A 25411-nucleotide genomic window follows, 5' to 3' on the forward strand; every position below is an offset into this window, starting at 1 on the left:
GGTGTTTCGGGGTAGTGCTTTCACGCACACCCGTGGGCACGGCTGAGCCGATTTGCCACAGGTCCGGTACCATTTTTCTGTTCGCGTTCAATCAAAGTTGGCCCTAGACCGGCAAAGATTGGCCCACGACCGGTAATTCTTTGCACATCGCTGCGTGCAGAAGTTTGCATTTTGTGTGCAGTATTCTGCATGGAAATGTGTGGTTTGACCATGGGAGCGGCTTCATTGCTTCGCGTCTGCGAAGTTGGTTTTCCCGTAAATGAAAGAACATCTTCCCTCAAATGGTGCTCGGCAGTTGGAAAGAATTTGAATGGCATATCGCGTGCCCTACATCGAGGTAGTAGTAAGGCGAAAGTGTGAAAGCCGAAAAATGGCACCCGATTGATCGCCGCTTTGATTGCGGAGAAGGACGCTGCCGAGATGACATTGACGACCACTAAAACGCACATACCAGATGTGAATATTGCGAGTGACGTGTGCGATCTGGATCGGATGATTCGCAAGGCGGCTCATTATTTGCCGTCTCAAGGGCCGATCACGGTCTTCGTTCACCACAACACATTGCACGCGTTCGATTCGGACGATTTTGAAGATGCGGTGTTGGCGGGTGGCACGATGTTTGGCTGCCAGCCTTACCTTTCCGAAAAGGAGTATCGGAGCAAGTTGGCCGAGGGGCGAATTCGCGTAGAAGATTTGGACGCGGCCTTGCAGGAAGATTTGGCAGAGGATGCAGACCGCTTGGTTGCGACGTTTGGCACCCGATACGCGCTGCGTTTGGCGATGTTGCAGCACCCGTTGTATTGCGGTGCGACGCACGAGTTGCGATGGATTGTTGCCGAGACGGATGCATTGCGTCGATTTCGGTCCGAAGTTGACCTTGCGACCCGTCAACAGTTGGTCAAGACAACGCGCCAGTATGTCAGTGAAACTCGTCTCGAGAAAAACCTGCAGGGCACTGACGAGTTACTTCATCAGGTATTGGCTTCATTCGATCGCCGAGATCCTCAGATGTGGGACGAGCGTCGGTGGGAAAACTTCACACTGAACTTTCTCTGGCGCGTTTGTTGTGAAGGTGTGCGTTCGACAGAGCAATCGATTTTGATGGATGACCGGACGTTGGTCGACGGAAAGCGTCACCGTCGTCACCACGATCGATGGCTCCGGCACCGTGATTGGTTGCTGCATGTGACAGGGGATGACCCGGACGAACTTTCGAACGAAGTGCTGATTCCGTACTGCGCCGCATTTTTGGATCAGGGGTTCTCGGATTGGACGATTCCGAATCGAGAGTTGGGTTTCTTTCAGGCGTTTCTAAAGCTGCACGCCCAGTCCGTGATGGGGACGACGCCAAGATTTCGTCGACTGAAACAAGAGGCTCGGCGGATCATCAACTTGGGATTGGACGAGCGAGATGTGATTCGGCAGTCGCTTGAGTACTTCGGAATTTCGCCGGCTGATACGGAGGAGTTCATTCTGCAGTCGTTGCTTGCGCTGCGAGGCTGGACCGGAATGATCTGGCAGATGGAAACGAACGCGGATTGGGCGCCTCAGCCAGCGGAAGCGGGGAGTTTGCTCGGTTTCTTGGCCGTTCGTTTGCTTCTCGATCGACTCGCTTTCGAAGCGGTTGCTCGGGAATCGCTAGGGTTTGCCGGGACGCCACACGAGTTCATGCGTCAGTATGGATCTGCAAGGCAAGAGCGTTACCAGAGTGAATTTGAGCGTCGCGCCTTTATCGTTTTTCAACTGGCACAGGTGCGAGGTTGGACACCGCGAGATCTGCAGTCATTGACACACCAGCAGTGGGCGATGCTGCTCGACGAGATCAACCTGTTTGACGGGCTTGAACGAAGGCGTGTCTATCATCGCGCTTATGAGCGAAAGTATCGCAATGCCGCGCTCGATGCGGTTGTGGCGCACGGACGCAGGTTGCAGGTACTTCGCAATCGTGCTGCACATGAACCCATTGGAAACGACTGTGCTTGCCAAGATCACGTGGAAGCGAATGAAGTGGCCGGGGAAGGTGATTCTACCATTGGTCAGCAGCCTATCGATGGTCCGTCGTCAAAGGTTCCCAAGCTGCAAGTTGTCTGTTGTATCGACGATCGTGAAGAGTCGTTTCGTAGGCATCTCGAAGAAATCGAGCCAGACTGTGAAACCTTTGGCATCGCCGGATTCTATGGAACAGCAATGTATTTCCGTGGAGCGGGCGATGCTCATTTCAAACCGCTTTGTCCCAACTCGATCAGGCCGAGTCATTATGTGATCGAAGAGCCGACGTATTCGATGCTTGAAGTTGGTCGTCGGCGTTCGCTTGCGCGTCGGCAGATTGGTCGTTTGACTTATCAGACGCATCGCAGCACCCGTTCGTTTCTGGGCGGAATTGCGACTGCGGTTGCAGGTTCATTTGCCGCGTTTCCGTTGGTTGGACGAGTGTTGTTCCCTCGGACTGCTTCGAAGATTCAATCGCTAATCGAGCAGATTGTGGAACCGCCATCGACCCAGTTGCGGATCGAAAAAGTCGATGATGGACCTGATGCCTATGGGTTTACGCTTGCCGAGATGGCCGACATCGTTGACGGTGCATTGCGGGCGTCGGGGCTGTCACGCTGTTTTTCCCCTCTCGTGATCATTCTGGGACATGGCTCGCAAAGCTTGAACAATCCGCACGAGTCGGCATACAACTGCGGCGCTTGTGCGGGCAGTCAAGGCGGCCCGAACGCACGTGCGTTTGCGATGATGGCGAATGATCATCGCGTTCGTCTGATTCTCGCAAGCCGTGGAATGGCCATCCCCGAGTCCACTGTGTTTTTGGGTGGGTATCATGACACGACTAACGAGTCAGTCACGTTTGCGGATTTGGATCGGTTGCCGATTACCCATCGTGGCAGATTTGAAGAGGCAGCAGAACTGATCAGTCGGGCGCGTCAGCGCAACGCCCACGAACGTTGTCGCCGCTTTATGTCCGCGCCATTGGATCTGGAGCCAGCCGATGCACTTCGTCACGTCGAAGATCGCCCGGAAGATCTTTCACAGGCCAGACCAGAATACAACCATGCGACGAACGCACTTTGTTTCGTTGGGCGTCGCGAGTGGAGTCGTGGATTGTTTCTTGATCGCCGCGCGTTTTTGACATCATACGATCCTGCCAATGACGACGAACGAGGCACCATATTGGAAGGGTTGTTGCGAGCTGCGATCCCGGTTTGTGCGGGAATCAGTTTGGAATACTACTTTTCCACGGTCGACACCGAAGGCTATGGCTGTGGTTCAAAGTTGCCACACAACATCACATCCCTGTTGGGCGTGATGGTAGGGGCGGCGAGCGATCTGCGGCCTGGTCTGTCGGAACAAATGGTTGAAATCCATGAGCCGATGCGGATTCTGTTTGTCATCGAGTCGACGCAGTCGGTGATGAAGCGAATCATCGAGAACAACGACGGAATCTCACGTTTGGTCAACGGCCAGTGGGTTCAGATGGCGATTTTTGATTCCGACCAAGGTCGTATCTATCGCTATGTACGTGGCGAGTTCGTTTTGTACGCACCGCATGACCGTGAGATCCCTGCGGTAGGGTCATCATACGATTGGTATCACGGCAATCGTGACCATCTTGGGTTCGCTTCGATTATTCCGGCACGCGCCACCCAGGGAGGTCAAGTCGGATGCTAAATCAGTGTTTCTTAATATTGGGATTGATGGTTGTTGTCAGTCCGGCGGTGCTGTTGGCGGTGCTTGGTACGGCATCGCTGGTGGGACTCAAAATCAGTGAGCAAACGTCGGCGCGATTGACGCAAACATCAGTGATCACTGGATTAACTGCGTCATTGACAATTCTCGGTTTGATGTTGGGCACTGGCGAAAGGCATGTGCCGATTGAGGTTGGCCACTGGGTGTTGATTCCGGAGGAGAGCTTCCACTTTCATTTGAAGTTTGTCTTCGATCGACTATCGGTACCTTTCGCGATTCTGTCGTTTGTGTTGTGCGGAACGATTGGGGCATTCACCAACAATTACCTGCACCGAGAACGAGGCTACCATCGCTTTTTCGTTTTGTATGCGTTGTTCTTGCTCGGCATGATTGTGTCGTCGTTGGCGGGAACGATCGAAACGCTATTTCTTGGTTGGGAACTGGTTGGTTTGTCGTCCGCACTATTGGTTGCGTACTTTCATGACCGCAAAAACCCGGTTCGCAATGGGCAGCATGTCTGGGTGATCTATCGAATCGCGGATGCCGCATTCCTGATCGCCGCGCTGACGCTTCATCATCTGACCGGGGCCGGCGACTTCGACGAACTGATGGGCACGGGACCCTGGCCGGAAGGGCATGCCACAATTAGCCAGTCACATGCCTTGTTTGTTGGACTGTTGTTATTGCTTGCCGCTGCGGGCAAGTCCGCACTGGTGCCGTTTTCTGGTTGGCTGCCACGTGCAATGGAGGGACCAACGCCATCGAGTGCGATCTTTTACGGTGCCTTGTCCGTCCACTTGGGTGCATACCTGCTGTTGCGAGTGAGTCCGTTGTTGGAGTTATCGGTGGTGCTGAGTACGGCGGTCATCTTGATCGGTCTCAGTTCCGCCGTCTTCGGCGCTGTCGCAGCTCGGGTGCAAACGGACATCAAGAGTGCTTTAGCATTCGCGTCACTGACGCAGGTGGGGATCATCGTCGCAGAAATCGGTTTTGGTCTTCGCTACATTGCATTGATACACATCATCGGACACGCTTGTCTGCGGACATTGCAGTTGTTGCGGGCACCGACGTTGCTTCACGATTACAACGATTTTGAAAATGCGATTGGCGAACATTTGACGCACGAACCAAGTTTCTGGTCGCGATGGGTTCCGGTTCGGATTCGCGAGTGGGTGCACTGTTTGGCACTCTACCGCGGTTTTATGGACGATCTGTTAAAAGCGTTTGTTGTTCGGCCGATGCTGCGACTGTTCCGTTGGTGCGACGGGATGGAGCGGCGTTGGACGAATTTTTTATCTGGAGAATCAGATCCAGCAGAGCCAACGAAAATGGAAAAGCGTGAATCGCTTGAGGAGTTCGTTTGATGTCAGAACTTCATCTGCCTTGGCTCGAACTATCGGTCTTGATTCCGATTTTTGGCGCGATCGTGACCGCGCGACTGAAAAACGCGGGCTATTCGCGATTGGTTTGCTTGGTCAGTTGTACCGCGACATTGCTGCTGACGTTGGGTGAATGGGTAGACTTCGTCGCATTGAAAAGCTTTGCGGCACACGACCACTGGGACGTTCTGGCGATGATGTTCCAGGACCAGATTTTTGTTATTGACGAATTGAATGCTCCACTACTGCCTTTGGCCGCACTGTTGTGTTTGCTAACGGTGTTGTCGACGCTTCGGACAAAGCAGCGTCGATTTGCGTTTCATTGGATGCTGATATCCGAAGCAATCTTACTGGCGACTCTATCATGTCGAAATGCCTGGGGCATCGTGTTATTGCTGGTGGCGGCGGTCTTTCCGGTTTGGTTGGAATTGCGGCAGCGCGGGCGTACGACGCAAGTGTTTACCTTTCACATGGCCTTGTTCGTCGCGGCTTTATTTATTGGTCAAGCACTTGTTGATCTTGGGTATTTGTTTGCTGGCGGGGCGTTCTTAACGTTCGCCGGACTGCTACGGACCGGGATCGTGCCGCTGCACTGCTGGATGACCGATCTGTTCGAGAAGGCATCGTTCGGGACAGCGTTGTTGTTTGTCGCGCCGATGACCGGTGCCTACGCGATGATGCGGTTGGTTTTGCCAATTGCTCCCGAATGGGCGTTACAGAGCATTGCGATCGTCTCACTGATCACGGCGGTTTATGCCGGGGGAATGGCATTGGTGCAAACCGAAGCTCGACGTTTCTTTTGCTACCTATTCTTGAGCCACTCCTCGTTAGTCCTGGTCGGATTGGAATTGGCGACACCGATCGGATTGACTGGCGGACTTTGTGTTTGGTTGTCCGTTGGCTTGGCGCTCGGTGGTTTCGGTTTGACGCTTCGATGTGTGGAAGCAAGGACCGGCCAGATTGATCTGAAACGCTACCATGGTCTTTATGAAAACATGCCGACATTGGCAGCGTTCTTTTTGCTCACAGGACTGGCGTCCATTGGATTTCCGGGGACGATCGGATTCATCGGCACCGAGCTTTTGATCGAGGGTGCCGTCGATGTTTATCCATTGGTTGGGATGGCCGTTGTTGTGGCGGCGGCACTCAATGGGATTGCAATCCTGCAGGCCTATTTCAAAATCTTCACCGGAACGCGGCACCATGAGAGCTTTTGTTTGCGTTCGCGTTTTGCCGAAAAAGTCGCGGTGATGATCTTGACGGTTTTGATTATTGGCGGTGGTTTGTACCCGCAACTGGGCGTCGCATCGCGGTATCACGCGGCAAGTGAATTGTTGCGTGATCGGTCCGATCAATTGAATTTCAAACAGAAAAGTCGCACGGCATTCAATACGAATTTAAACCATGACCACTGAAGACAAGACTCATTCGCCCGCGAAGGAGATTCCTCGCGGGTCGGCGGCCGGCTTTATCAAGTACATGAAGCACGATTTGCTGTCGGGCTTGCTGGTGTTCTTGATCGCATTGCCATTGTGTTTGGCGATCGCCGTTTCCAGCGGCTATCCGCCGATCGCAGGAATCTTTACAGCGATTGTCGGATCAATCCTGACGACGTTTTTGAGTAATAGCGAGCTTACGATCAAAGGCCCGGCGGCGGGTCTGATTGTGATTGCGATCGGTTGCATCACGGAATTCGGTGGGGTTGGCAGTCATGAAGCTTATCGCGCGGCGCTCGCCGTCGGTGTTGCCGCGGCGGTACTGCAGATTTGCTTCGGGATCTTTCGGGCCGGGATTCTGGGGGAGTTTTTTCCGATCTCAGCGGTGCATGGGATGTTGGCTGCGATTGGTGTGATCATCATCATCAAACAAATCCCGTTTGCCCTTGGTGTGATCAATCCCGAAACGGGGCGGGCGCCGAGTGCCGAACCGTTCGAGATGGTTCGCGAAATCCCCCATTACGTCATGCAAGCGAACCCTGCGATTGCGGCGATCGGGCTTTGCAGTGTGTTGATCATGTTTGTTTGGCCTTTGATTTCCAGACGTGTTCGGGCATTGAAAATCGTGCCGGCTCCGATGATCGTGTTGCTGTTCGCGATTCCGATGGGGATGGGCTTTGATTTGATTCACCAACACTCGTATGTGTTGCGCAATCATGAATATCAGCTTAGCGATCAGTACTTGGTGAATATGCCCGATCGAGTGTTTGGGTTGTTTGACGAAGTCACCTACCCTGATTTTTCGGTATTGCGTCAATCGCGGGCTTGGTGGTGGGTGATGATGTTTTTCATCATCGGAAGTCTTGAGTCACTGCTAAGTGCCAAGGCCGTCGATTTGCTGGATCCATGGAAACGCAAAACGAATTTGGATCGCGACATTATCGCGGTCGGTGTTGGCAACCTCGCCGCTTCGCTGGTCGGCGGTTTACCGATGATTTCCGAAATCGTGCGTTCACGGGCCAATATTGACAACGGTGCGCGGACGCGTTTTGCGGACATGTGGCACGGCGTTTTTCTGCTGTTGTGCGTTGCGTTAATCCCGACGGTCTTGCACCGGATACCGCTCGCTGCGCTTGCCGCGATGTTGATTTACACCGGATATCGGTTAGCGCATCCGGTGGAGTTTTTGAACGTTTATCGCGTGGGAAAGGAACAACTGGCAATCTTTGTGACAACGTTAGTGATGGTCCTGGCCACGGACTTGCTGGTCGGTGTCGCGGCCGGGATCATCTTGAAAATCATCATCCATGTCGTCAACGGAGTACCAATCAAGTCCTTGTTCAAGCCGTACATTGAGGTCCAAGATGTTGACAACACGACGTGCTTGATCTTGGCACGCGAGTCGGCGGTATTCAGCAACTGGATCCCGTTCAGACGCCAGATCGAACAGATTGGATTGGTGCAACACCGGAATGTGATCGTCGATGTTTCTGAAACCAAGTTGGTTGATCACAGCGTGATGGAAAAGCTCGAAGAGATGGAGCGTGACTTCGAGCAAGAAGGCCTGCATTTCGAAGTACGCGGCCTCGATTCGCTGCAGCCGTTGGCCGACAACGCCCACGCCGCGCGTAAGCGAGGCTTGGCTTCGATGCGTCGCTTGACCATCGTGGCGAGCGCGGAAATAGAAGATTGGTTGGAAGCACGGCTCGTCCAATTGGGCGCGACAGGTTACACGGTGATGCAGTGTCGGGGGGCCGGACGAACGGAGCTACAGCATGGGAACAAGGAAAACGACCCCAAGGTTCGCATTGAGGTCGTGATGACCTGGAAAACATCCGAAGAGGCGATCGACTTTTTGCGTTCCGAGGTTATCCCGAACCACCGCATCACGGCTTGTGTCGAAACCGTTGATGTGGTTCGTCGTCAGGATTTCGAATCCCTCTCGGACGCATCACACCTTGAACACGCTTTGTCTGACTGATCCATTGTGTGTTTGACTTTCATCACGAAGGATCATCCACACAGATGAGCGAAGAGCAGATATTAGACGCGGTGCGACGTCAGGTTCGCATTCGATTGTCCGGACAAGGTGCCGGGCATGGATTTGACCATATTCATCGCGTCGTAGTCGCCGCGCGTCAGATTCATGCTGATGTCGGAGGAAACTTGTTCGTGATCGAGCTGGCCGCGCTGTTGCACGACATCGGTGATGCAAAATTCAACGATGGCGTTGAACGCAGTGGCGAATTTTCACGCGAGATCTTGGGGCAGCTGGACCTGTCCGATGCGGTGATTGACGAAGTAGTGCATATCGTCGACAACCTTTCATTCCGAAAACGCGAAACGGCCGACGCGTTGTCGTTAGAAGGGCAAATCGTTCAAGATGCCGACCGTTTGGATGCGTTGGGTGCGATCGGAATTGTTCGAACGATCGAGTACGGTGCCGTCAAAGGCCAGCCATTCTATGACGCTTCGGATCCAGAGGGACCAAGTGGTGTCAAGCATTTCGACGACAAGCTCTTTCGCTTGCGTGAGCTGATGAATACCGAGGTTGGACGCCGATTGGCTGCCCAGCGTGAAGAATTTATGCGAACATTTTTGAACGAGTTTTTTGGTGAATATGGACTCCAACGAGAGGCGTCAGCCAACGATTGAGTGGGCTGATTTTGAAGCGGTCGAGCTTCGTGCCGGAACGGTCATCGCGGTTGAGGATTTTCCTGAAGCTCGCAAACCGGCATACAAAGTGACTGTCGACTTTGGTCCGGCGGTCGGTAAAAAGCGGACGAGTGCACAGATAACGGTCAACTACACGAAGGACACTTTGCTTGGACGGCAGGTGCTTGGTGTTGTCAATTTTCCGCCGAAACAAATCGGCCCTTTCATGTCGGAGTTTTTGATTGTTGGCTTTTATCGCGAGGACGGCAGCGTCATTTTGGCCGTTCCCGATGCTGACGTTACCAACGGAGCAAAGCTCGCATAGCGGAATGAGTCGCAAGACGATCGATCTCGTAAGGCAACTCCGCTACGCCGGCAGTCAGATTGCCAGTTGTTCGCTCAGTGGCGTCTGTGATCAGGACGATGTTCCCCGCATCAGCAGCGGAAAATCGCTTCGTTCATCCGGTGAAAAGAGTTCGGCGGTTATGCCTGTTGGGCGAGTAGAACGAGCACGCAACTGCCGTCGTCGATAACGGTGAGTCCTGCGTCGCGAGCTGCCGCGCTTCCCACCGCATCTTCGGCACCCGGTTGCATCCAAAGATGTTTGACACCGATTGCGATCGCTTCATCGATGATGGTTCGGGTCACACTTGGTGGTGTGATGATCGAAAGCGATTCGGGGACGATCGGAAGCGCCGCCAAGTTGGGATACGCTTGATGGCCTTCGATTTCTTCCGTGATTGGGTTGAGCGGATATGTTTCCCGACCCGACGCCAACAAAGCGCGAAAGACTTTGTTTCCGTATTTGTGCTGACGGGCAGATGCCCCGGCGACAGCGAACGTGCTGGCTGCAAGAAAACTTGAGATCGACGGGTTCATCAGAGTAGTGCTGTAGAAATGACAATTGGTGGACGAGCTCTATCACGCCAATTGTCTGCGACTTTCCCTCGGCTCACAAGCCGCTAGATATAGTACGCGGGTTCTGAGATATCGGCGACGACGGAGGGGAAAACGAATCGAACAGTTGTCCCTTGGCCGAGTTCTGAATCGATTTCGATTTGGCCTCCAAGTCTGAGGCAAGCCTCTTTGCAGGCGCCCATTCCAACACCACGGCCTGACGTCTCGCTGACGATTTCTTTGGTGGAAAGCCCGTCAGCAAAAATCAGGTCTTTCAGTTGTGACCTACTGGGTTCGACGACTCCAAGCATTCTTTCCGCCATCGAGCGGACTTTGCTCCAATCGATCCCGGCCCCGTCGTCAGCGACTTCGATGACAAAGGACTCTTCGTTTTGGAACGCGTTCAAACAGATGGTACCGGTTGACGTTTTACCCTGTTTGATTCGTTGGTCGGTCGATTCGATTCCGTGGTCAACGGCATTGCGTACGACGTGTGTCAATGAATTCCAGAACGCATTCCATTGTTCGGTAGGTGGGGTTCGCAAACGTGCTGACGGGAGTTTCACCGACAGGCCAGGTTTTTCCAAACGTTCGGCCAATCGTTGGGCACGTTCGGCGAGCAATTCCAATCGTTGCGAAACACAATCCCAAGTCCAACGTTCCATTTGATGGACGAGGTCGTCGATTCGCACACCGGATTTTGCCAACGCGATTGTCTTGGCGATTTCGGACTTGTCGATCGTTGCCTGATCGGTTTTTTCATCGGGAATGATCATCGATAGTCGATCGCGAACCGATTCCCATTGTGCTGCAATCGCCTCACATTGGACGGGGGCGCAGACTTTTCGCTGATCGGCGAGTTGGTCTTCGAGTCGATGCAGCCACTGTGCGAAACTACGCAGCCCAAAAATTCCGAAGTTGCCTTTGAGCGTATGAATCCAGCGTTTTTGTTCTGCGAAGCTGCCATGCCCGTTCTCCAAGAGATCGACCAAACGTTGCGACTCGGACAAGAAACCACGAACGCTCTTTGGATCGCGAACGAACCTAGTGAAGATGGCCATCTGTTCGTGCTGAAGTTCGTTCGCATGTTCGGCATCAAGTTCCGCCGAAATATCGGTGCAGATGACAAGGAGTTGCGACAGCTGTTGATTGTTCAAGAAGACAGGTTGGTACTTCAAGTCAAACACCAAGCCTTTCGCTTCGAATCGATTCGGAAGCTGGTCCAATCCCATTTCCAACGGCATCCAATCACAACGCAACTGTTGCCAATTGAGTTCCATTAAATCGCCGGTAACACTGTTCGATTTGCCGATGTATTCCCAAATCGTCTCGCCATGCATGATTGGGCCAAACCAAGATTGAAACCGCTGCGATGGCTCGCCAACGAAGTTGCCTTCGAGCGAAACCATGCCTAATCCTTCGGCAACGTTGTTGAGCACCAGTAAGGCATCGTCATGTGTTTGCTTGGCGTCTTGCAGTGCCTGTTCAGCGACACGTTTGGCGACACGAAGCTTTCCAACGGTGGTTTGTTGGACACTGTCAAATGACCAGACGATTGTGAAGATCGAAATGATCAAACCGCCCTGGACGAGTGCAATGTATTCGGCACTGAACGATTCGGGGACTTCGGACAAGGGGCCAGCGGTATGTTCATGCATCCGATAGACGAAATACAGGAACACCAACGTGATGCCTAACCAGACCAATCCCGTTTTGCGTCCAAGCGTCGAGACAGCCATCATCGGTGCGGCAAACATCCAGCCCAACACCGGTGAATGGAGATTGCCGGTTGCCAGTGCGACTGTGCTGACCGCGATAAACGCACTGGCGACAATGATATTCGCAATCGTGATCCAATTGCCGCCGCGGTAGAGCATCCACAACGCGATCGCGCCACCGATACACGCGGACCCTGCGCCGGCAGCAGTCAACTGCATGTTCAGCGCCAGATACATGCCGGCGTAGAGCAACCCTGCAAAGAACGCGATGTTGGCGTAATAGAACAGGAGCCGTGCGATACGAGCGGGCTCGCTGTCATCCTCGGAACAGGTCCGAGGCATCAGGTTCGCTACCTTCCTGGATAAGGATTGGATGGGATTCTCGAAAACTGGTTCCACGATCGACTCGTTGGTTCATTGGTTACACCAAAACTAGCACGAGTCGTCAGCAGCTAGGGGTGTTTCATTCCCACGCGTCTAAGGGCTTTCCCTCGTCGCGGTGAATTAACCCCCATTCAAGGCCGCTTAACGGACAGGAAATCCCGTCAATCGGATCAGTCGGGACTGTGGGCTTCGTTGCATGAGAAGTGGGGTGCTGCCCCGCCACTTACTTGGGCAGCGTTTGATAGGCCTCGCGAATCTTGGCCTGGCCATGTTCGCGTTCGAGTCGGCGGATGGTGAAATGCGCCCGGGCGAGGTCTTGATAGTGATCGATAAAGTAGCTGTTGATCAATGCGCCACCGACAGCTCCGATGACCGGGATGGCTTGGGCTGCGATCTTTTCGCTGACGACCAGCCCGAATCGCTCACCGATCTTGGTGATCAACTTGACCAAAGGCTGTGCCGAAGTATTTGCCACACCGTGCTGGGCGACGTACTGCGACGCGTCGCGAATTTGCTTTGCCATTGCGGCGCGGACCGCGAAGTAACCAATTTCGGTATCGTCCTCGACGGAGGTGTCTTTGCCCGGATCCAACGCGAAGACTTCTAAGCAAGCAAGACGCGACTCGACTTTGGAAAGATCCTCGCCTTCGCTGCGGGCGATGTCCGCGATGCTGCGCAAAATCAGGACAGTCGAAACAGGGAGCTCTGCAGCGACCGTTGCGCCTCCGAGTGCCCCGCCTGCTGCCCCGGAAAGTCCGGCCAGAAGTTTGTGAGTGAGTAGCTGTGGCTTCTTTTTTTGCCCCGATTCTTCTGCCAGTGTTTTCAGCGCTACATCGAGTGCAACGGTCAGTGATTTCTCGATCGCTTTGTAGACAGCGTCCTCGGCCACGCTGGGCAGCATTTTTAGCGAGGCGGTTATCGGAGCGCCGATCAGTTCGGTCAGCCGGTCGGCAATCCCGTGGTGTTCGAGAATCTTTTTAGCATCGCCGAGTTCTGCCAATGCATTGGCGGGCAAGGAATCGTCGATCAACTCGCTTTTCGTCATCGTGGTTTGGTCTAAAGGTGATTGCCTGCTTGCGAATGCTAGCAACGGATGCCGCATTCTGGATTAGTCTCGAAGTGTTGAATCAACATGGTACTGGCGGAGCAATTCGCGTATGGATAGCGATTGGTCGATATTTCCCTCTCCTCGCCCACCAGCTACGGCACGATGCCTACGTTGACCACGTTTCGCCTCTTGATTGTTGTATTGATCGTCTTGTTGCCGTTTTGGCGGGAGCAATTCGTTTGGGCTCAAATCGCTTCCAACTCAGGCGTTTGGCCTGCAGCTTCCAGGCCAAATAAGACGTCTCGCGAGACTTTTTCACAGCCGCAGCCAACAAATCGGCGTCCGCACCCTGGCGCGGTGGTGTCGCAGCCTTGGAAAGTGAATTCGCAGGCCGACGCTTCTGCGCCGGCAAGTTCCGAAACGTTGAACGCTTCCAGATCGATACAAAACCCAGCACTTCGATGGACTCAGCCCGGTCAATACTGGGACCAACAGCGGAACGAAATTCAGTCGAGCAATGTTCCTACGCAGAGTTTCGCGTCTCCAACAAGTCGGTCCGTCACGACTGCGATTGCGGAGCTGGCGCCGTTCAATCAGTCCGCGCCATCAAATGGTCGTCGTGGCGACGAGGAAAACTTGGTTCGGCTGGCGCGGCCTGATTCAAATGGCTCATTGCAGGCAATGGGGGCGGTCACGCGAGCCGTTTCTGCTGAATTGATTTCTGATCGCCCGATCGAATACACCACTTCGATGGTGGAGTCGGCGCGTCGAAGTGAAACTCACTTCCGTCAAATGGCGGAGTCGGCGCCGAGGGCTGCGGCAGAGGTCGCGCTACAAAATGCAGAGTTCGCAAAGCAATGGGCGGAGCTTGCGACTGACTACATCGAATTGGCAGATCGTGTTCGAACTGCAAAAACAAAATTGTCTGCGACCCAGCAAGACTACGACGACGTCAATGCAAAGATCGAAAAGTATGGCCTGACACCGACGATCGGAATTCTGCTTCGTCATAAGAAAGAACAGCTAGACCGCTGGCAAGCGAAGGACTCGCAAACCGGTTGGGTACGTGAGGCTCTGCAACGGTCACGCGAGTCACAGCTTGATTTAGAGCTGGTGCGGCACGACGGAACACACCCGCTGGATCAGGCGGTCGCGGTGTTGAACGACAACGGGTTGGACGCGAGCAAGCCAGAGCAGCAAGTTCTGTTTGGCCAGGTACAACAACTTCTTTCTGATCGTGGACACTGGTTGACTGCACTTTGGACGGGGCATCGCAATTACCAGGATAAGCTGACGGAGATTGATGCGGTGACGTCGGCGTCGGTTCAGCTCACCAAAAACTATCGCACATTGATCAATCGCCATGTGATTTGGATTCGCAGTGGCGACCCGATCGGATGGGATTCGATTCGCAAGTTGAGTTCCGGATTGGCTTCGCTTTTCAATTCGAATCGTGGTTCGGAATTTGGGTTTGCGCTCCAGCAAAAGGTGGGAATCAACACCGCATCGGGAGTGGTCGTGTTGGTCGCAACCGTCGTTTTGTTGGTGATACGATGGCGGGCGAAGTCGTTGCTGATCGGGATCGGCAGCAAGACCCGTTTGCGTGAATCAACCAAGTCGACTCGGAAGCTGGTCGCGAGTGGGCTGACGGTCTTGGTCGCGATGATTGTTCCTGGCGTATTGCTGAGCTTTGCCAGTTGGCTGAGCAGCGGATACGTGTCCGAATCGTTGTTGCAGGCGTCCAGCGGTTTGTATGCGTGCAGCTTGATCGCATTGATGGTTGAATTGCCGCGTCAGTTGCTGCGTGATCACGGATTGGTTGACAAGCATTTGGGAGTGGAGCTGCCGCAGCGTCAACGAGCAAGTCAATACTTGATGATCGTGGGTACCGGACTGGTGCTAAGTGCCTATGTCGTCACCGTGACTGGTCTGATCGATCAAGGCATGTGGCGAGAATCGGTATCGCGGATCGGGTTGATGTTGACGCTAATGCTGGTGGCGTGGACGTTTCACCGTGCACTTCAACCAGGAACCGGGATTTTGGACCCGATTGTCGAGACATTTGGCGGTGCCATTGTCCAGCGGATTCGTCTGGTGATTTATCTTTTGATCATCGCATCACCGCTGGCGATCGCGTTCTTGTCAGCGATCGGTTACGGCTTCACCGCGCAGGAAATTATTCTGCGTTTCGCGGTAACGTTCTCTGTCGGGTTGATTGCGGCGATTCTTTGGCCGGCGGCGAAGATTCTGTCAGCTCACGCGTGGCGAGTCCTGACAGGTGCCTCTTTACCGCAGCGCAAGTTTGACGAGTATGGCGAAATCGAACCGACACACGAAATCGACTTGTCGGGAGGATTGTATTTAGATCTGAAGCACCAGATCGCGTTCCTGTGTCAATGCGGATTGGTGGTCGCAGGGGTGGTCTTGGTTGGGATGCTTTGGATTGACGTGTTCCCGAATTTGAGGATGGGAAACCCGGTGGTTTGGACGGTAACCGATACCGTGACACAACCCTCAATGGACGCCAGCGGGCAAACGATGATGCAGGCGACGGTCAAGGAAACGCCCGTCACATTGGTCCATTGTCTCTTTGCCGCGGTGACGCTATTTGTCGCATTTCAAGTCGCCAAACTGCTGCCAGCACTGTTCGACGCGTTGGTGCTTCAGCGAGTGTCATTTGATGAAGGCATGGAGCACTTCTCGTTGGTGCTCGGGCGGTGTTTATTGTTTGGTGTGGGATGCCTGATCTCGCTCAACTGGTTGGGCGTGCGTTGGCAAACGGTCCAGTGGTTGGCCGTTGGGCTGACGATTGGGCTTGGATTTGGGCTGCAAGATATGGTGCGCAATGTCTTTGGCGGATTGATTGTGTTGTTCGAAAAGCCAGCCGGGCTGGGCGATCTGATTACCGTCGGGCGAATCACCGGACGCGTTGCCAAGCAGCACTTGCGAACGACAGTCCTGACCGACGATGACGGTCGCGAGAATATCATTCCGAACAAAAAGTTTGTGACCGACGATGTCGTCAACTGGATGGGCGCCGGCCGACTGACTGTGATTCCGATCGAAGTTGCGGTGACCAAAGACGAACGGCCGGCAGATATCTGTCGGACGTTGCAAGAATTCGCGGTCGCGCAGGACGATATACTGATGTTGCCGGCGCCGCAGGCGACCTTGGTTTGTATCTCGAAAGTCTCGCAACGGATCGAAATCCGTGTTTGGATCGAAGAGTCAACGACCGCCGTCGGGTTCCGCAACAATCTGCTAAAACGTGTTCGCAAGTATCTGAGCGACATCAACATGCTTGCTGACGAACAACCGGAGCAGCCAGTGATGCGAGATCTGGCGAAGGATCCGGCGAGCTTTCCAAAGAGTGGACGACGATCAGGGGCGGCATGACAGACGATTTTCTCGAGCGTGTGCGGCAGCTAGTCACCGAGGGCAAGAAGGTTGCCGCGGTTCGTTTGGTGCGTGAACGTCAGCGCTGTACGCTGCGAGAAGCATTGGACGTTGTTGATTCGATCGAATGCGGCGAACAGGTCGAGCTTGGCGAACAGGTCAATACGCTTGACGATGACGAAATGGATCGGGTGCTGGATGCGATCGAGCAAGGCCGAACCCTCGCCGCAATCAAGCTCTATCGTGAAGCGACTGGGCGAGATTTGCGCGAGTCGAAAGAGTTTGTCGAGAACCTGATACGTCGTATGGGGAGTGGTTCGCCCAAGTCGACGTCCGGCGGATGCTTTGGACTGTTGATGATCGCAGCAAGTCTTGCTGCTGCCCCTATTTTGGTGTTTTGTTGGGGCCTGCGATAGGGTTCGGTCGATCCACGTTAGCTTTGCGAAGCACCAGGATATGGTAAGCTGGTGAGCAATCGATTGCCCCTTGTCCGACATCTTTGACTGTTAAATTGAAATGGTGAGCAATACGCTCCAAAGCACCAAAGAGCAGGTTGAGATTTCCTGCAAGTCTTGCGGGTCAAAGCTGCTGCTCAGTGCCCATCAGTTATCGACGGTGTGTCCGTATTGCGGTTCGCCTTCGGTGATCTCGCGGCCGCCGAGTGAAGACATTCCGTCGCCGACGTTTGTGATTGGGTTCCAAATTGACCGCGAGCGTGCGAGTGAGCTTGCACGCGCGTGGCTTCGTCGTGGAAACTGGTTGGCGCCGACATCGTTTAAGAAAGCCCTGCCGAACTTGATTCAGGGCATCTACTTGCCCGTCTATCTGTACGGGACGACGGCCCATTCGCGGTATTTTGCGAAGATCGGCGAGAACTACACCGAGACCGAAACGTACACGACGCGTGATGCCAACGGCAAAACAGTCACTCGGACACGTACGGTGACGAAGACCGAGTATCGTTCGTTGCAGGGGCAGCACGCAACCTATGTGATGGATGTGATCGTCTCGGCGTCAAAGGGAGTCAGTAACGCTAAGTTTCAAGAGATTGAACCGTACGACCTGCGAGCGATCCGGCGTTTTCAGCCTTCGATGATCGCCGGTTGGACCGCCGAAGAGCCGTCGCGCAGTCAAGCGGAATGCTTTGGGTTGGCTCGTCAGGAAACGCATGAGTTGATTCAGCGAAAGCTGCGTGAGTTCATGCCCGGCGATTCACACCGCGACCTTCAATTTGACACTCAGTTCAGTCGCGAGTTTATCGATTTTGCTTTGTTGCCAGTGTGGTGTTTTGCGGTGCGATATAGCGAGGACAAGCCACCGATTCAAATCTTGGTGAATGGCCAAACGGGACGTGTCGCTGGCAAAGCTCCGGTGTCTGCCGCCAAGATTGGATCATTGGTGGTTGGGGTGCTGATTTTCTTTGTCGTGATTGCATTGTTCGCTGTTTTGATGGGGCAAGGTTAGGCGATGGATGTAGCAATCATGACTTGCGAGCAATGTGAAACGCCGCTTGAAAAAGGCGACTTGAGATGTTCGGTCTGTGGGTTTACGGCACCGTTGGCGCATCACCATGTCGTCGTCGAGAAAAAGCAGGTGTTGCGCTGCACCGGTTGTGGTGCGGCGATCGCTTACGACGCCAAGCGACAGGCCCCAGCGTGTTCGTTTTGCAATAGCTTGGTGAAGCTTGAGACGATTGAGGATCCGGTCGAGCAGACTGAAGGCTACTTGCCATTCACAGTGACATCAGACGACGCGCGGCGGGCGTTACAAGCTTGGCTGAACTCACTCGGCTGGTTTCGTCCGTCGGATTTAACGTCATCGGCACAGATACGTGAGTTAAAACCGCTTTGGTGGGTCGCTTGGGCGTTTGATGCTGATGCCGTGGTCAGCTGGACGGCGGATTCGAACCATGGGAGTCGCCGGTCGGCCTGGGCACCGCATGCGGGCCAATCACAATGTCGATTTCGACAGGTATTGACCTCCGCTTCACGTGGGTTGTCACAATTAGAGGCTTCGCGAGTTTCCGATGGTGTGAATTTGCAGCAGGTTCATTCCGAACCGATGGGCGCCGATGATGCGGTCATTGAGCAATTCGATACCCAGCGGTCGCAGGCGAGACAGCAGATCGCAAATGCGGTTTATGACGAGGCAAAGCAAGCTGTCCGTAGCGAAGTACCTGGGACTTCGATTCGTAACTTGAACATCTCGTTGGTAGTGACCGGACTGACATCAAAGCGTCTGTCATTGCCAGCCTATGTGATGGCGTACCAATACAAGGAGCGATTGTATCGGGTGGTGATCTGTGGCCAGGACACCAAGTTTCTTGTCGGCAACGCGCCGTACTCGGTCTTTAAGATGGTGATGGTTGGGTTGGTGATCGGCTTGGTGGCGATCATTTTTTTGGGAATCGCGGCATCGAGTTGATCATGTTTCAATTCGGTGGTTATTCGCTTCCGAGATCGCGTTCTTCGACAGCGGCGGGCGTTGCTTCCACCGTCGTTGCGTTGCCATGTTGAGGCGAAATCAGCGGGGGCGACGTCGCAGAGTTTGGAAACTGACTGAGCAGGATGATCTTCTGCCAGATCTTTCTCGACAGGCCGGTTGTCAATTGTTCGACTTCACCAACGGCGGCGACTGCAACGGCATCGTCGAAGCGTTGGACATAAAGTGCCGCGATCTTGCCGATCAGCGACAACATTTCGCTGCAGTAGTCTAGATAACGATTCAGCTCGAACGCGGTCATCGCCTCGGTCGGCGAGTGCGCGGCGACTTGGTAGCCTTCGAGCGTACGTTCGGGGTCTTTGGTAAGTTGGTGCATGTCGATCACATGGGCCAGCGACCGAAGTTTGTGAATCGCCATAAGTGCTCGTCGGCGTTTGATGCGTACTTCCAGACTGATCAGGAAGTAAATGGTCGCCGCGAGTACGAGCAGTGCGTTGGTTCCGGCATCGAGCATTCCCAGCAAATCTGGCCATCCGATCGATTCGTCTTTGAAACGAACGGAGTGAGTGACGGACCAGATCATCGCAGCGACGATTAGCACGACCAGGGCGGCGAGGCTGTACCCGACGAAGCGAATCCACAAAACGGCTTCGTTGATTTCGCTTGCCGTTTTCGCGGATTGTTGAGCAACCTCGCGGAGTTGTTTACAGAGTTTCGAGATGCCGCGATTGGCAAATCGGTCTTCGATTCGGAAATCGAGTGCGACCACCGTGGTGAGGATCGCATCTTCGCGAAGTTGTAGGTCGGAGTTCACTGCTCTCGTTTATCGCATTCGATGAATGCGAAAGCGTTGTGATTGTGGATCGATTCGTAGTTTTCGCTGCTGCACTGGTACCAGACGATGCGGTCGTCATTATTAAGCGCGACGGCGAGGTCACGGACGATGTCCTCGACAAATTTCGGATTTTCGTATGCTTTTTCGGTGACCCATTTTTCATCGGGACGCTTCAGCACGCTGAATACTTGGGTCGAGGCGCACTTTTCGACGATTGAAAAGAGTTCTTCGATCCACAGATTTACGCCATCGGCCATGCGGACCTTCACGGTCATGTCGCAGCGTTGGTTGTGGGCGCCGTATTCGGAGATTTCTTTCGAGCACGGGCACAAGCTTGTCGCTGGGACTTTCAACGTCATGACGAAGTCGTCAGTGCCATTGCTGGCCAGTTCAAACGCTACATCGAAATCGAGCTTGCCAGACTGCCCCGTCACAGGAGCTTTCTTGTTGATGAAGTAGGGAAACGTCAATTCCAGGTAAGCGTCTTCGGAACCCAGTTTTTCCTTCATCCGATTGGTTACCAACGACAGCGTGTCACTGCACAGCTCTTCGTGGAACTCGTTAAGCACTTCCAAGAACCGCGACATGTGCGTGCCTTTGACGTCATGCGGCAAGGACACGAACATGTTGATTGTAGCGACGGTATGCAGGAACTCGTTGCCTTTGCCGGATCCCGGTGTTCGAAGCGAAATCGGATAGCGAACGTTTGTCACGCCGACTTTATTGATCGCGACTTGGCGTCGGTCACCCGTGGATTGGATATCGGGCAGCGGCGTGGAATTGATCGAAGGGTTAGTCATGATTCATTCAGCTCGTTCGGCTCGGGAAGCCCGTGTTCGAATCGGCAAACGGATTGTCCAATTCGCGAGGTCAGGACTCGGCGTGAAGGCGTTTGGTTTTGACTGGGAGTGACGATGATTTGATTGCGTGCCGATGCCAATACGAACCATTGCTGATGCGTGGCTCGCCGCAGTCATTGTCGATCGATTCGACAAGCTTGCGGCGAAGCATTGCATGGCACTGCTCGCTTGGCACTGCTCCCAAACGTTCTACGGCTCTTAAACAGTCAAGCTCAAGCAGGCGGCAGCCGTGGGCGAGCCTTCGAGAGCTGGCGGGATGCGGTGTTTGCAAATACTGTGTTTGCAAGTGGAAAGCGAACACCCAATGTTGATCCCAGCCGTGTTAGTTTGACGCGCCGGCAACCCCTTCACAATGGGGAACGGCTGGATGCGTGCAAAACCCCACTAAAAGACAGCAAGAATTCCATTTTTCGAATGCCATCGGGCTCCCCGACTGGGGGCAAGCTGGCAGTCGTTTAGTTCAATTTTTCCGCTTCGGCAAAGCATTCGGCGGCCAAGTCTTCTTCGCCAAGTTGCTGATGGACCCAGCCAAGGGATTCTAGGGCGGCCCTTTGGCGGGCACCATGGCTGACCAAAACGGCTTGAAGCAAATACGCTTTGGCTCGCTGAAGGTCGCCTTGTTGGGCGAGCAGGTCGCCGTAGGCGAACGTCGCGCGATCGAATCCGCCCGCTTCGAACAACTCTGCGAACTCTTGCATTGCCTGTTCCGTCTGTCCTGTCTTTGCCAGGCTGTCCGCCAGCACGTAGCGGCTTTCCGGATCGCCATCGATCAATCGCAAGCTGTCGTTTGCATGTCGGATCGCTTCGTCAAATTTGCCAGCCCAATGAGTTAATTTGGCGAGGTTCCGAAATGCGATTCCCTGCTGTTCACGGTCGATCGACTGATGAACCGCGTCAGCCGTTTGGGCAAAGGTTTGCGGGTCGACTGGAGTTGCTACGATGCCTGCGTCGTGAAACGAGTCAATGAGTAGCTTGGCCAATTCGCCGTGGCTATCGATTGTGGGATGGACGTGGTCAAGAAACCGTTCCGCGCCATAACATCGGTGTCCGAACTGTTGCAGCGAATTTTTTGATAAGTGCTCTGCGAAATCGACGCAGATCACTCCTGGCGAAGTGGCGAACTCGCGAATGGTTGATTGCACCGAAGACGTCGCCCGAAGGGGGCAGATGTCTTCGTCGATCGCGGTGCGGAAATGCCGCTCTGCTTCGTCGTATTGCTGACGTTCGAACAGTCCTTTGCCAAGCAAGTAGTGCGCTAACGCGTGCCGTGGCTGTGCTTCGACAACTGACGTTAAGATCGCGATCGAATCGTCAACAGCGCCGACGGCGAGCATGTCTTTCGCTGTCGCAATGCCGTCCAACATTTCGTCGGCTTTTCCGGTTGCCAGGCCGGTCGAGAACTCTGACTTAAAGGGCTCGCAGTCACGAAGATTGCTGTCGGGGATGACGATAGCCAATTTCGCCCCGGATTGTGCCGCGATCTGTTGCATCCGTCCCAAGTTGAACGCGAGGTGGCGATTGACCCCGCGGTGCCAGTTGTCATCGCGAGTGTAGCTGGACGGTCCGACGCTGTGGTTCAGTATTTCGTCAACGTCGCCGGACAATTCGGTGCGTTGGCCGCCGCCAGAAATCGGAATTTCATTGGAGATCCAGCGGTCCGCGAACAGTTGGCTTGCCTGGCCGAGTCTGGTTTGCAGGGCGATTGATGAAACCAAGGGCAGCAGTGTTGCATCACGCAGCGATTCGCCATAGGTCCGCCATTCGAGGAATTCGTTCTGTCCCGTGTAGACAACGAACAGGTCCACGTCATAGGGGGAAAACTGTTCCATCACAACGGCCACGCGATAACTTGCGTAGCTGATCGCACCTGCGTTAATGACTTCCCAGTTTCGGCTTGGATCAGATTTGGGAAGCAATTGCCGAAGCCATCCAGCGAACGAAGTCGAATCATGGAAAGGCCGGCCGTAGGTCGTCGAACCGCCCAAGCAGACGATCCGATAGGTGTCTTTTGGTTTTTCAGCGGTGAAGGATTGTGGGTTGAACCAAACGAGTTTTGCCGGGTTGATGCCGACCGTGGTTGGCGTAGATTCAGGGCCCTGATGTTGAACTAGTAGTGGGACCGATGTGGAAAAGCCGACAAAGGGATCGGGTGGCGGCGGAGGTTGCCAAACGAGACGCAGGAAAACTTCGGCCACTGACAGCGACATCAGCATCACGATTGCCGCAAAAACGATTTTTTTGCGAGTGCTCAGACGCACGTTAGGCCGATCGGAAATCGGTGATGCTTTAGGATTCTTCAACGGGTTTTGACCTTTTCTACAATTGACGCTTCTTCGAATGGCAAAGAAACGCACGCAATCTTCGGACGCCCTGATTGTCTCCCCCGGCCCGACCGCAAATCAAGTCATTGATGCGAGCGGGAAATGTTTGACGGTTCCAGAGGACTGGTCGCTGTTACCGCCAGGCGACGCAGGGCTGACGCGACGTGTGAAGGCAGCCGGACCAACATGGACGGTCAAGGAAAAACGCGGGCGTCGGACGTTTTCCAAAGGCGTCTGGGCCGCGACGAAGCAGATCGAATCGGCGCGTGCGACACTGGACCAAGAGCGTTCAACAGAAGCGTACGCGAAACGTCGTGTGCGTGACGTCGAACGCCGAGAAAAAAAACAGCAAGAGTATGTCGAGGATTTTGAATCCGCTGTGTCGCAGTTCTTGGCGTTTGACGCGACGTATCAAGCAATGGCGGCAAAGCTGGCGAAACTTGTCACCGAACACGCTACTCCGGTTGGCAGTGGAACGGTGGCGAGAACGGAACGGATTCCGATCGAGCGACGTGCCGAATCGGCGGTGATTGCTTGGATGCGGCATCAAACGACGGCGTATGACGACATGGTCATTCCGCGAGTGAAAGGCAAACGCCGCGAAGTGCGTCGGATGCTGGCGGAGCAATCACGAAAGATCTTGGTCGCCTACCGCCAAGGCAAGCCGGTCGATCCAAAGGCTTGCCCGCTGTACCTGGCACTCAACCGCACCGAAGAATAGGCACCGGAAAAAGGTGCGAGAAAGTCGATGCGGTTTCGAAGGCGAATGCGTCACGCGTGGCAGCAGGATGACGTGGTGCTTGGTGTCTGATCGTATTCGTCATGACGTTTCCACCACATGCTCGTTTCATTGCGGCCCTTTGAAGCTCGGTCTAGCCATTGATACGGCGTCCACAAGACGTCGAGTCCACGAGAGAAGGCCGAGTAGGTGTGGTAGACGGTTCCATTTTCGAGTTCGAACGCACTCATGCCAGGACGTTCACGAACGTAAGTCGCGATGTCCGCGCCGGTCATCGACGCGTTGATGCCCAGCGGCGTGTCGGCCATCTTGGTTTGGAATTCATCTGCTGCACCGATTTGCCATACCGGTTCGTCTTGGTAGTTGTAGTTAATCCCGGTTTCGTATTGCTGCTCTTTGGTGAAACCGACTCCAAAGTCTTGATTGAAATCACTGCCGCCAGACGAAACCCATGGGAACGTCCAACCCATGCGTTTTTTGTAGGCGTTCAGTTTTGCCAGCGGTGCCCGTGAAACGGCAATGAACGTCACATCGTGGTTGGCCAAGTGAGTATGAATCCCGTTGAAGGTATCGGCGATTGAAGAGCACGAGACACAACCGGCATCGTAGTCGGGGCCAAACATGAAGTGGTAAACCAACAACTGACTGCGTCCGTCGAACAAGTCAACGAGTGTTGCCGGCCCGCATTCGGTTTCAAACTCGTAGGCTTTGTCGATTTGGACACAGGGCAAGTCGAGTCGGCGCTTGGCCAACTCGTCACTTCGCTTTGTTAGTTCCTTCTCTGCTTCAAGCAATTCCGTGCGGGCGAGGTTCCAAGCTTCACGACTGACGACTTTACGCTGCATGACTGTTTCTCCGTGCGATGGAAAGGATTAACCGAAAGGCCTGTTTACGAATGGCACTGCGACGTGCCCAAATCAACGCAGCGATTGCTGCGATACAGAACGCGATCCAAAGCCATCGCAGTACGATGGCAGTTGTCAGGCTGATTCCGACCCCCGTCCACAACGCGACATAGGCCGCAACGCAAGCGGGACATTTCGGTAGGAATAAAAACGCCCCGGTGGGCAAGCACCAGGAAATGGCATCACGAAAACGCCTGGAACCGGCCCACTTGTCACAATGGCAAGGCATTATGCCCGCTCCGATTTTTGCTCGGCCAATTGTCGGCAGCGTTCGATCCAATACTCCCAGCCGATTGGCATTTGTTGCAGGTGTTGTTGTTCGATCAGGCCGACCGCTTGATGGCGGAATGTCAGCTTGGTCATGGTGCCTTCGGCAGCAAGGCGATAGGAGAGATGATTTGTCGCGGCGAAGGACATCATCAACGGACCACAGATTTCGATCAATCTTGGAGGTTTGATGACTTGGATATGTCCCCAAAAATGTCCCGCGTCGTTGCCAAGATCGCGGTACCAACGCCCGCCCGGCCAAGCCTCGAGCTTCATCGGAAACGGTTTTCCGTCAGGCATTTCGCAGTCGTCACCGAGTTGTTCCAAGACGGCTTCGAATGCCAACTCGATTGGGGCATCAATGTCGATCTCCCGTTCGATCGTAAACGTTTCGATCTCAATTTGGCTGGTAGGCGTTTTGATCATAAGGACTCGTGAAGGT

21 protein-coding genes are annotated in these 25411 nt (G+C 54.2%); 13 read left to right on the plus strand and 8 right to left on the minus strand.

All coding sequences use genetic code 11. From position 1 onward, the window contains the following. Positions 1–420: 420 nt before the first annotated feature. Genes CGZ80_RS22510 through CGZ80_RS22535 form a run of 6 tightly spaced genes read left to right on the plus strand, consistent with a single transcriptional unit; the run spans position 421 to position 9482 of the window. Positions 421–3669 (plus strand): DUF2309 domain-containing protein, encoded by a 3249-nt coding sequence (locus CGZ80_RS22510; RefSeq protein WP_143544101.1) that lies wholly within the window; start codon positions 421–423, stop codon positions 3667–3669. Further along, positions 3663–5051 (plus strand): proton-conducting transporter membrane subunit, encoded by a 1389-nt coding sequence (locus tag CGZ80_RS22515; protein ID WP_094417936.1) that lies wholly within the window; start codon positions 3663–3665, stop codon positions 5049–5051. The genes CGZ80_RS22510 and CGZ80_RS22515 overlap by 7 nt, the downstream gene beginning before the upstream one ends. Then, a complete protein-coding gene (locus CGZ80_RS22520; protein ID WP_094417937.1) occupies positions 5051–6481 on the plus strand; it encodes a proton-conducting transporter membrane subunit in 1431 nt (476 codons plus the stop codon). The genes CGZ80_RS22515 and CGZ80_RS22520 overlap by 1 nt, the downstream gene beginning before the upstream one ends. Further along, entirely contained in the window at positions 6471–8483 is a 2013-nt protein-coding gene (locus CGZ80_RS22525; protein WP_094417938.1) for a SulP family inorganic anion transporter, read from the plus strand. The genes CGZ80_RS22520 and CGZ80_RS22525 overlap by 11 nt, the downstream gene beginning before the upstream one ends. Before the next feature lie 44 nt (positions 8484–8527). Next, positions 8528–9157, plus strand: coding sequence for an HD domain-containing protein (locus tag CGZ80_RS22530; protein WP_094417971.1), 630 nt, complete (start codon positions 8528–8530; stop codon positions 9155–9157). Next, the gene (locus CGZ80_RS22535; RefSeq protein WP_094417939.1) at positions 9123–9482 is read left to right on the plus strand and encodes a tRNA-binding protein; all 360 of its coding nucleotides are present in this window, start codon (positions 9123–9125) and stop codon (positions 9480–9482) included. The genes CGZ80_RS22530 and CGZ80_RS22535 overlap by 35 nt, the downstream gene beginning before the upstream one ends. A 158-nt stretch (positions 9483–9640) precedes the next feature. On the opposite strand, the gene CGZ80_RS22540 is transcribed toward CGZ80_RS22535, so the two are convergent. The 3 genes from CGZ80_RS22540 to CGZ80_RS22550 all read right to left on the minus strand — a co-directional run bounded on the left by CGZ80_RS22540 (position 9641) and on the right by CGZ80_RS22550 (position 13201). Next, positions 9641–10036, minus strand: a complete 396-nt coding sequence (locus CGZ80_RS22540; RefSeq protein ID WP_094417940.1) for a CoA-binding protein — start codon at positions 10034–10036, stop codon at positions 9641–9643. Between the two features lie 83 nt (positions 10037–10119). After that, positions 10120–12114 (minus strand): ATP-binding protein, encoded by a 1995-nt coding sequence (locus tag CGZ80_RS22545; RefSeq protein ID WP_094417941.1) that lies wholly within the window; start codon positions 12112–12114, stop codon positions 10120–10122. A 265-nt stretch (positions 12115–12379) separates the two neighbouring features. Next, positions 12380–13201: an EcsC family protein gene (locus CGZ80_RS22550; protein WP_094417972.1), complete on the minus strand. Its 822-nt coding sequence runs from the start codon at positions 13199–13201 to the stop codon at positions 12380–12382. A 426-nt stretch (positions 13202–13627) separates the two neighbouring features. Between CGZ80_RS22550 and CGZ80_RS22555 the strand changes: the two genes are divergently transcribed. From CGZ80_RS22555 to CGZ80_RS22570, 4 genes are all read left to right on the plus strand, one after another. Continuing rightward, positions 13628–16600, plus strand: a complete 2973-nt coding sequence (locus CGZ80_RS22555; RefSeq protein WP_233148599.1) for a mechanosensitive ion channel domain-containing protein — start codon at positions 13628–13630, stop codon at positions 16598–16600. Further along, on the plus strand, positions 16597–17016 hold the full coding sequence (locus CGZ80_RS22560) for a hypothetical protein (RefSeq protein WP_094417942.1): 420 nt from the start codon (positions 16597–16599) through the stop codon (positions 17014–17016). The genes CGZ80_RS22555 and CGZ80_RS22560 overlap by 4 nt, the downstream gene beginning before the upstream one ends. A 100-nt stretch (positions 17017–17116) precedes the next feature. Beyond that, the gene (locus CGZ80_RS22565; protein WP_094417943.1) at positions 17117–18064 is read left to right on the plus strand and encodes a hypothetical protein; all 948 of its coding nucleotides are present in this window, start codon (positions 17117–17119) and stop codon (positions 18062–18064) included. Between the two features lie 18 nt (positions 18065–18082). Further along, entirely contained in the window at positions 18083–19024 is a 942-nt protein-coding gene (locus tag CGZ80_RS22570) for a hypothetical protein (RefSeq protein WP_233148601.1), read from the plus strand. A 19-nt stretch (positions 19025–19043) separates the two neighbouring features. On the opposite strand, the gene CGZ80_RS22575 is transcribed toward CGZ80_RS22570, so the two are convergent. Both CGZ80_RS22575 and folE2 read right to left on the minus strand, forming a co-directional pair. Beyond that, a complete protein-coding gene (locus tag CGZ80_RS22575; protein WP_198953768.1) occupies positions 19044–19856 on the minus strand; it encodes a hypothetical protein in 813 nt (270 codons plus the stop codon). Next, a complete protein-coding gene (gene folE2, locus CGZ80_RS22580; protein WP_094417945.1) occupies positions 19853–20677 on the minus strand; it encodes a GTP cyclohydrolase FolE2 in 825 nt (274 codons plus the stop codon). The genes CGZ80_RS22575 and folE2 overlap by 4 nt, the downstream gene beginning before the upstream one ends. Before the next feature lie 133 nt (positions 20678–20810). Between folE2 and CGZ80_RS29035 the strand changes: the two genes are divergently transcribed. Then, on the plus strand, positions 20811–20939 hold the full coding sequence (locus CGZ80_RS29035; protein ID WP_255407725.1) for a hypothetical protein: 129 nt from the start codon (positions 20811–20813) through the stop codon (positions 20937–20939). A gap of 253 nt (positions 20940–21192) precedes the next feature. On the opposite strand, the gene CGZ80_RS22590 is transcribed toward CGZ80_RS29035, so the two are convergent. Next, positions 21193–23037 carry a tetratricopeptide repeat protein gene (locus tag CGZ80_RS22590; protein ID WP_143544102.1) on the minus strand — a complete coding sequence of 615 codons (1845 nt, stop codon included), beginning with the start codon at positions 23035–23037 and terminating at the stop codon, positions 21193–21195. Positions 23038–23074: 37 nt separating this feature from the next. Between CGZ80_RS22590 and CGZ80_RS22595 the strand changes: the two genes are divergently transcribed. Further along, a complete protein-coding gene (locus CGZ80_RS22595; RefSeq protein ID WP_094417948.1) occupies positions 23075–23779 on the plus strand; it encodes a DUF2293 domain-containing protein in 705 nt (234 codons plus the stop codon). A 50-nt stretch (positions 23780–23829) separates the two neighbouring features. On the opposite strand, the gene CGZ80_RS22600 is transcribed toward CGZ80_RS22595, so the two are convergent. Continuing rightward, entirely contained in the window at positions 23830–24642 is an 813-nt protein-coding gene (locus tag CGZ80_RS22600) for a DUF899 domain-containing protein (RefSeq protein ID WP_094417949.1), read from the minus strand. Positions 24643–24692: 50 nt separating this feature from the next. Here CGZ80_RS22600 and CGZ80_RS29040 point away from each other — a divergent pair, with 50 nt between their 5' ends. Then, positions 24693–24815 carry a hypothetical protein gene (locus CGZ80_RS29040; RefSeq protein ID WP_255407726.1) on the plus strand — a complete coding sequence of 41 codons (123 nt, stop codon included), beginning with the start codon at positions 24693–24695 and terminating at the stop codon, positions 24813–24815. A gap of 115 nt (positions 24816–24930) precedes the next feature. Here the strand turns inward: CGZ80_RS29040 and CGZ80_RS22610 are convergent, their stop codons facing one another. Next, positions 24931–25395, minus strand: coding sequence for an SRPBCC family protein (locus CGZ80_RS22610; protein WP_143544103.1), 465 nt, complete (start codon positions 25393–25395; stop codon positions 24931–24933). Positions 25396–25411: the final 16 nt, after the last annotated feature.

The organism is Rhodopirellula sp. MGV, assembly GCF_002251265.1.
Classification (GTDB): Bacteria; Planctomycetota; Planctomycetia; order Pirellulales; family Pirellulaceae; genus Stieleria; species Stieleria baltica_A.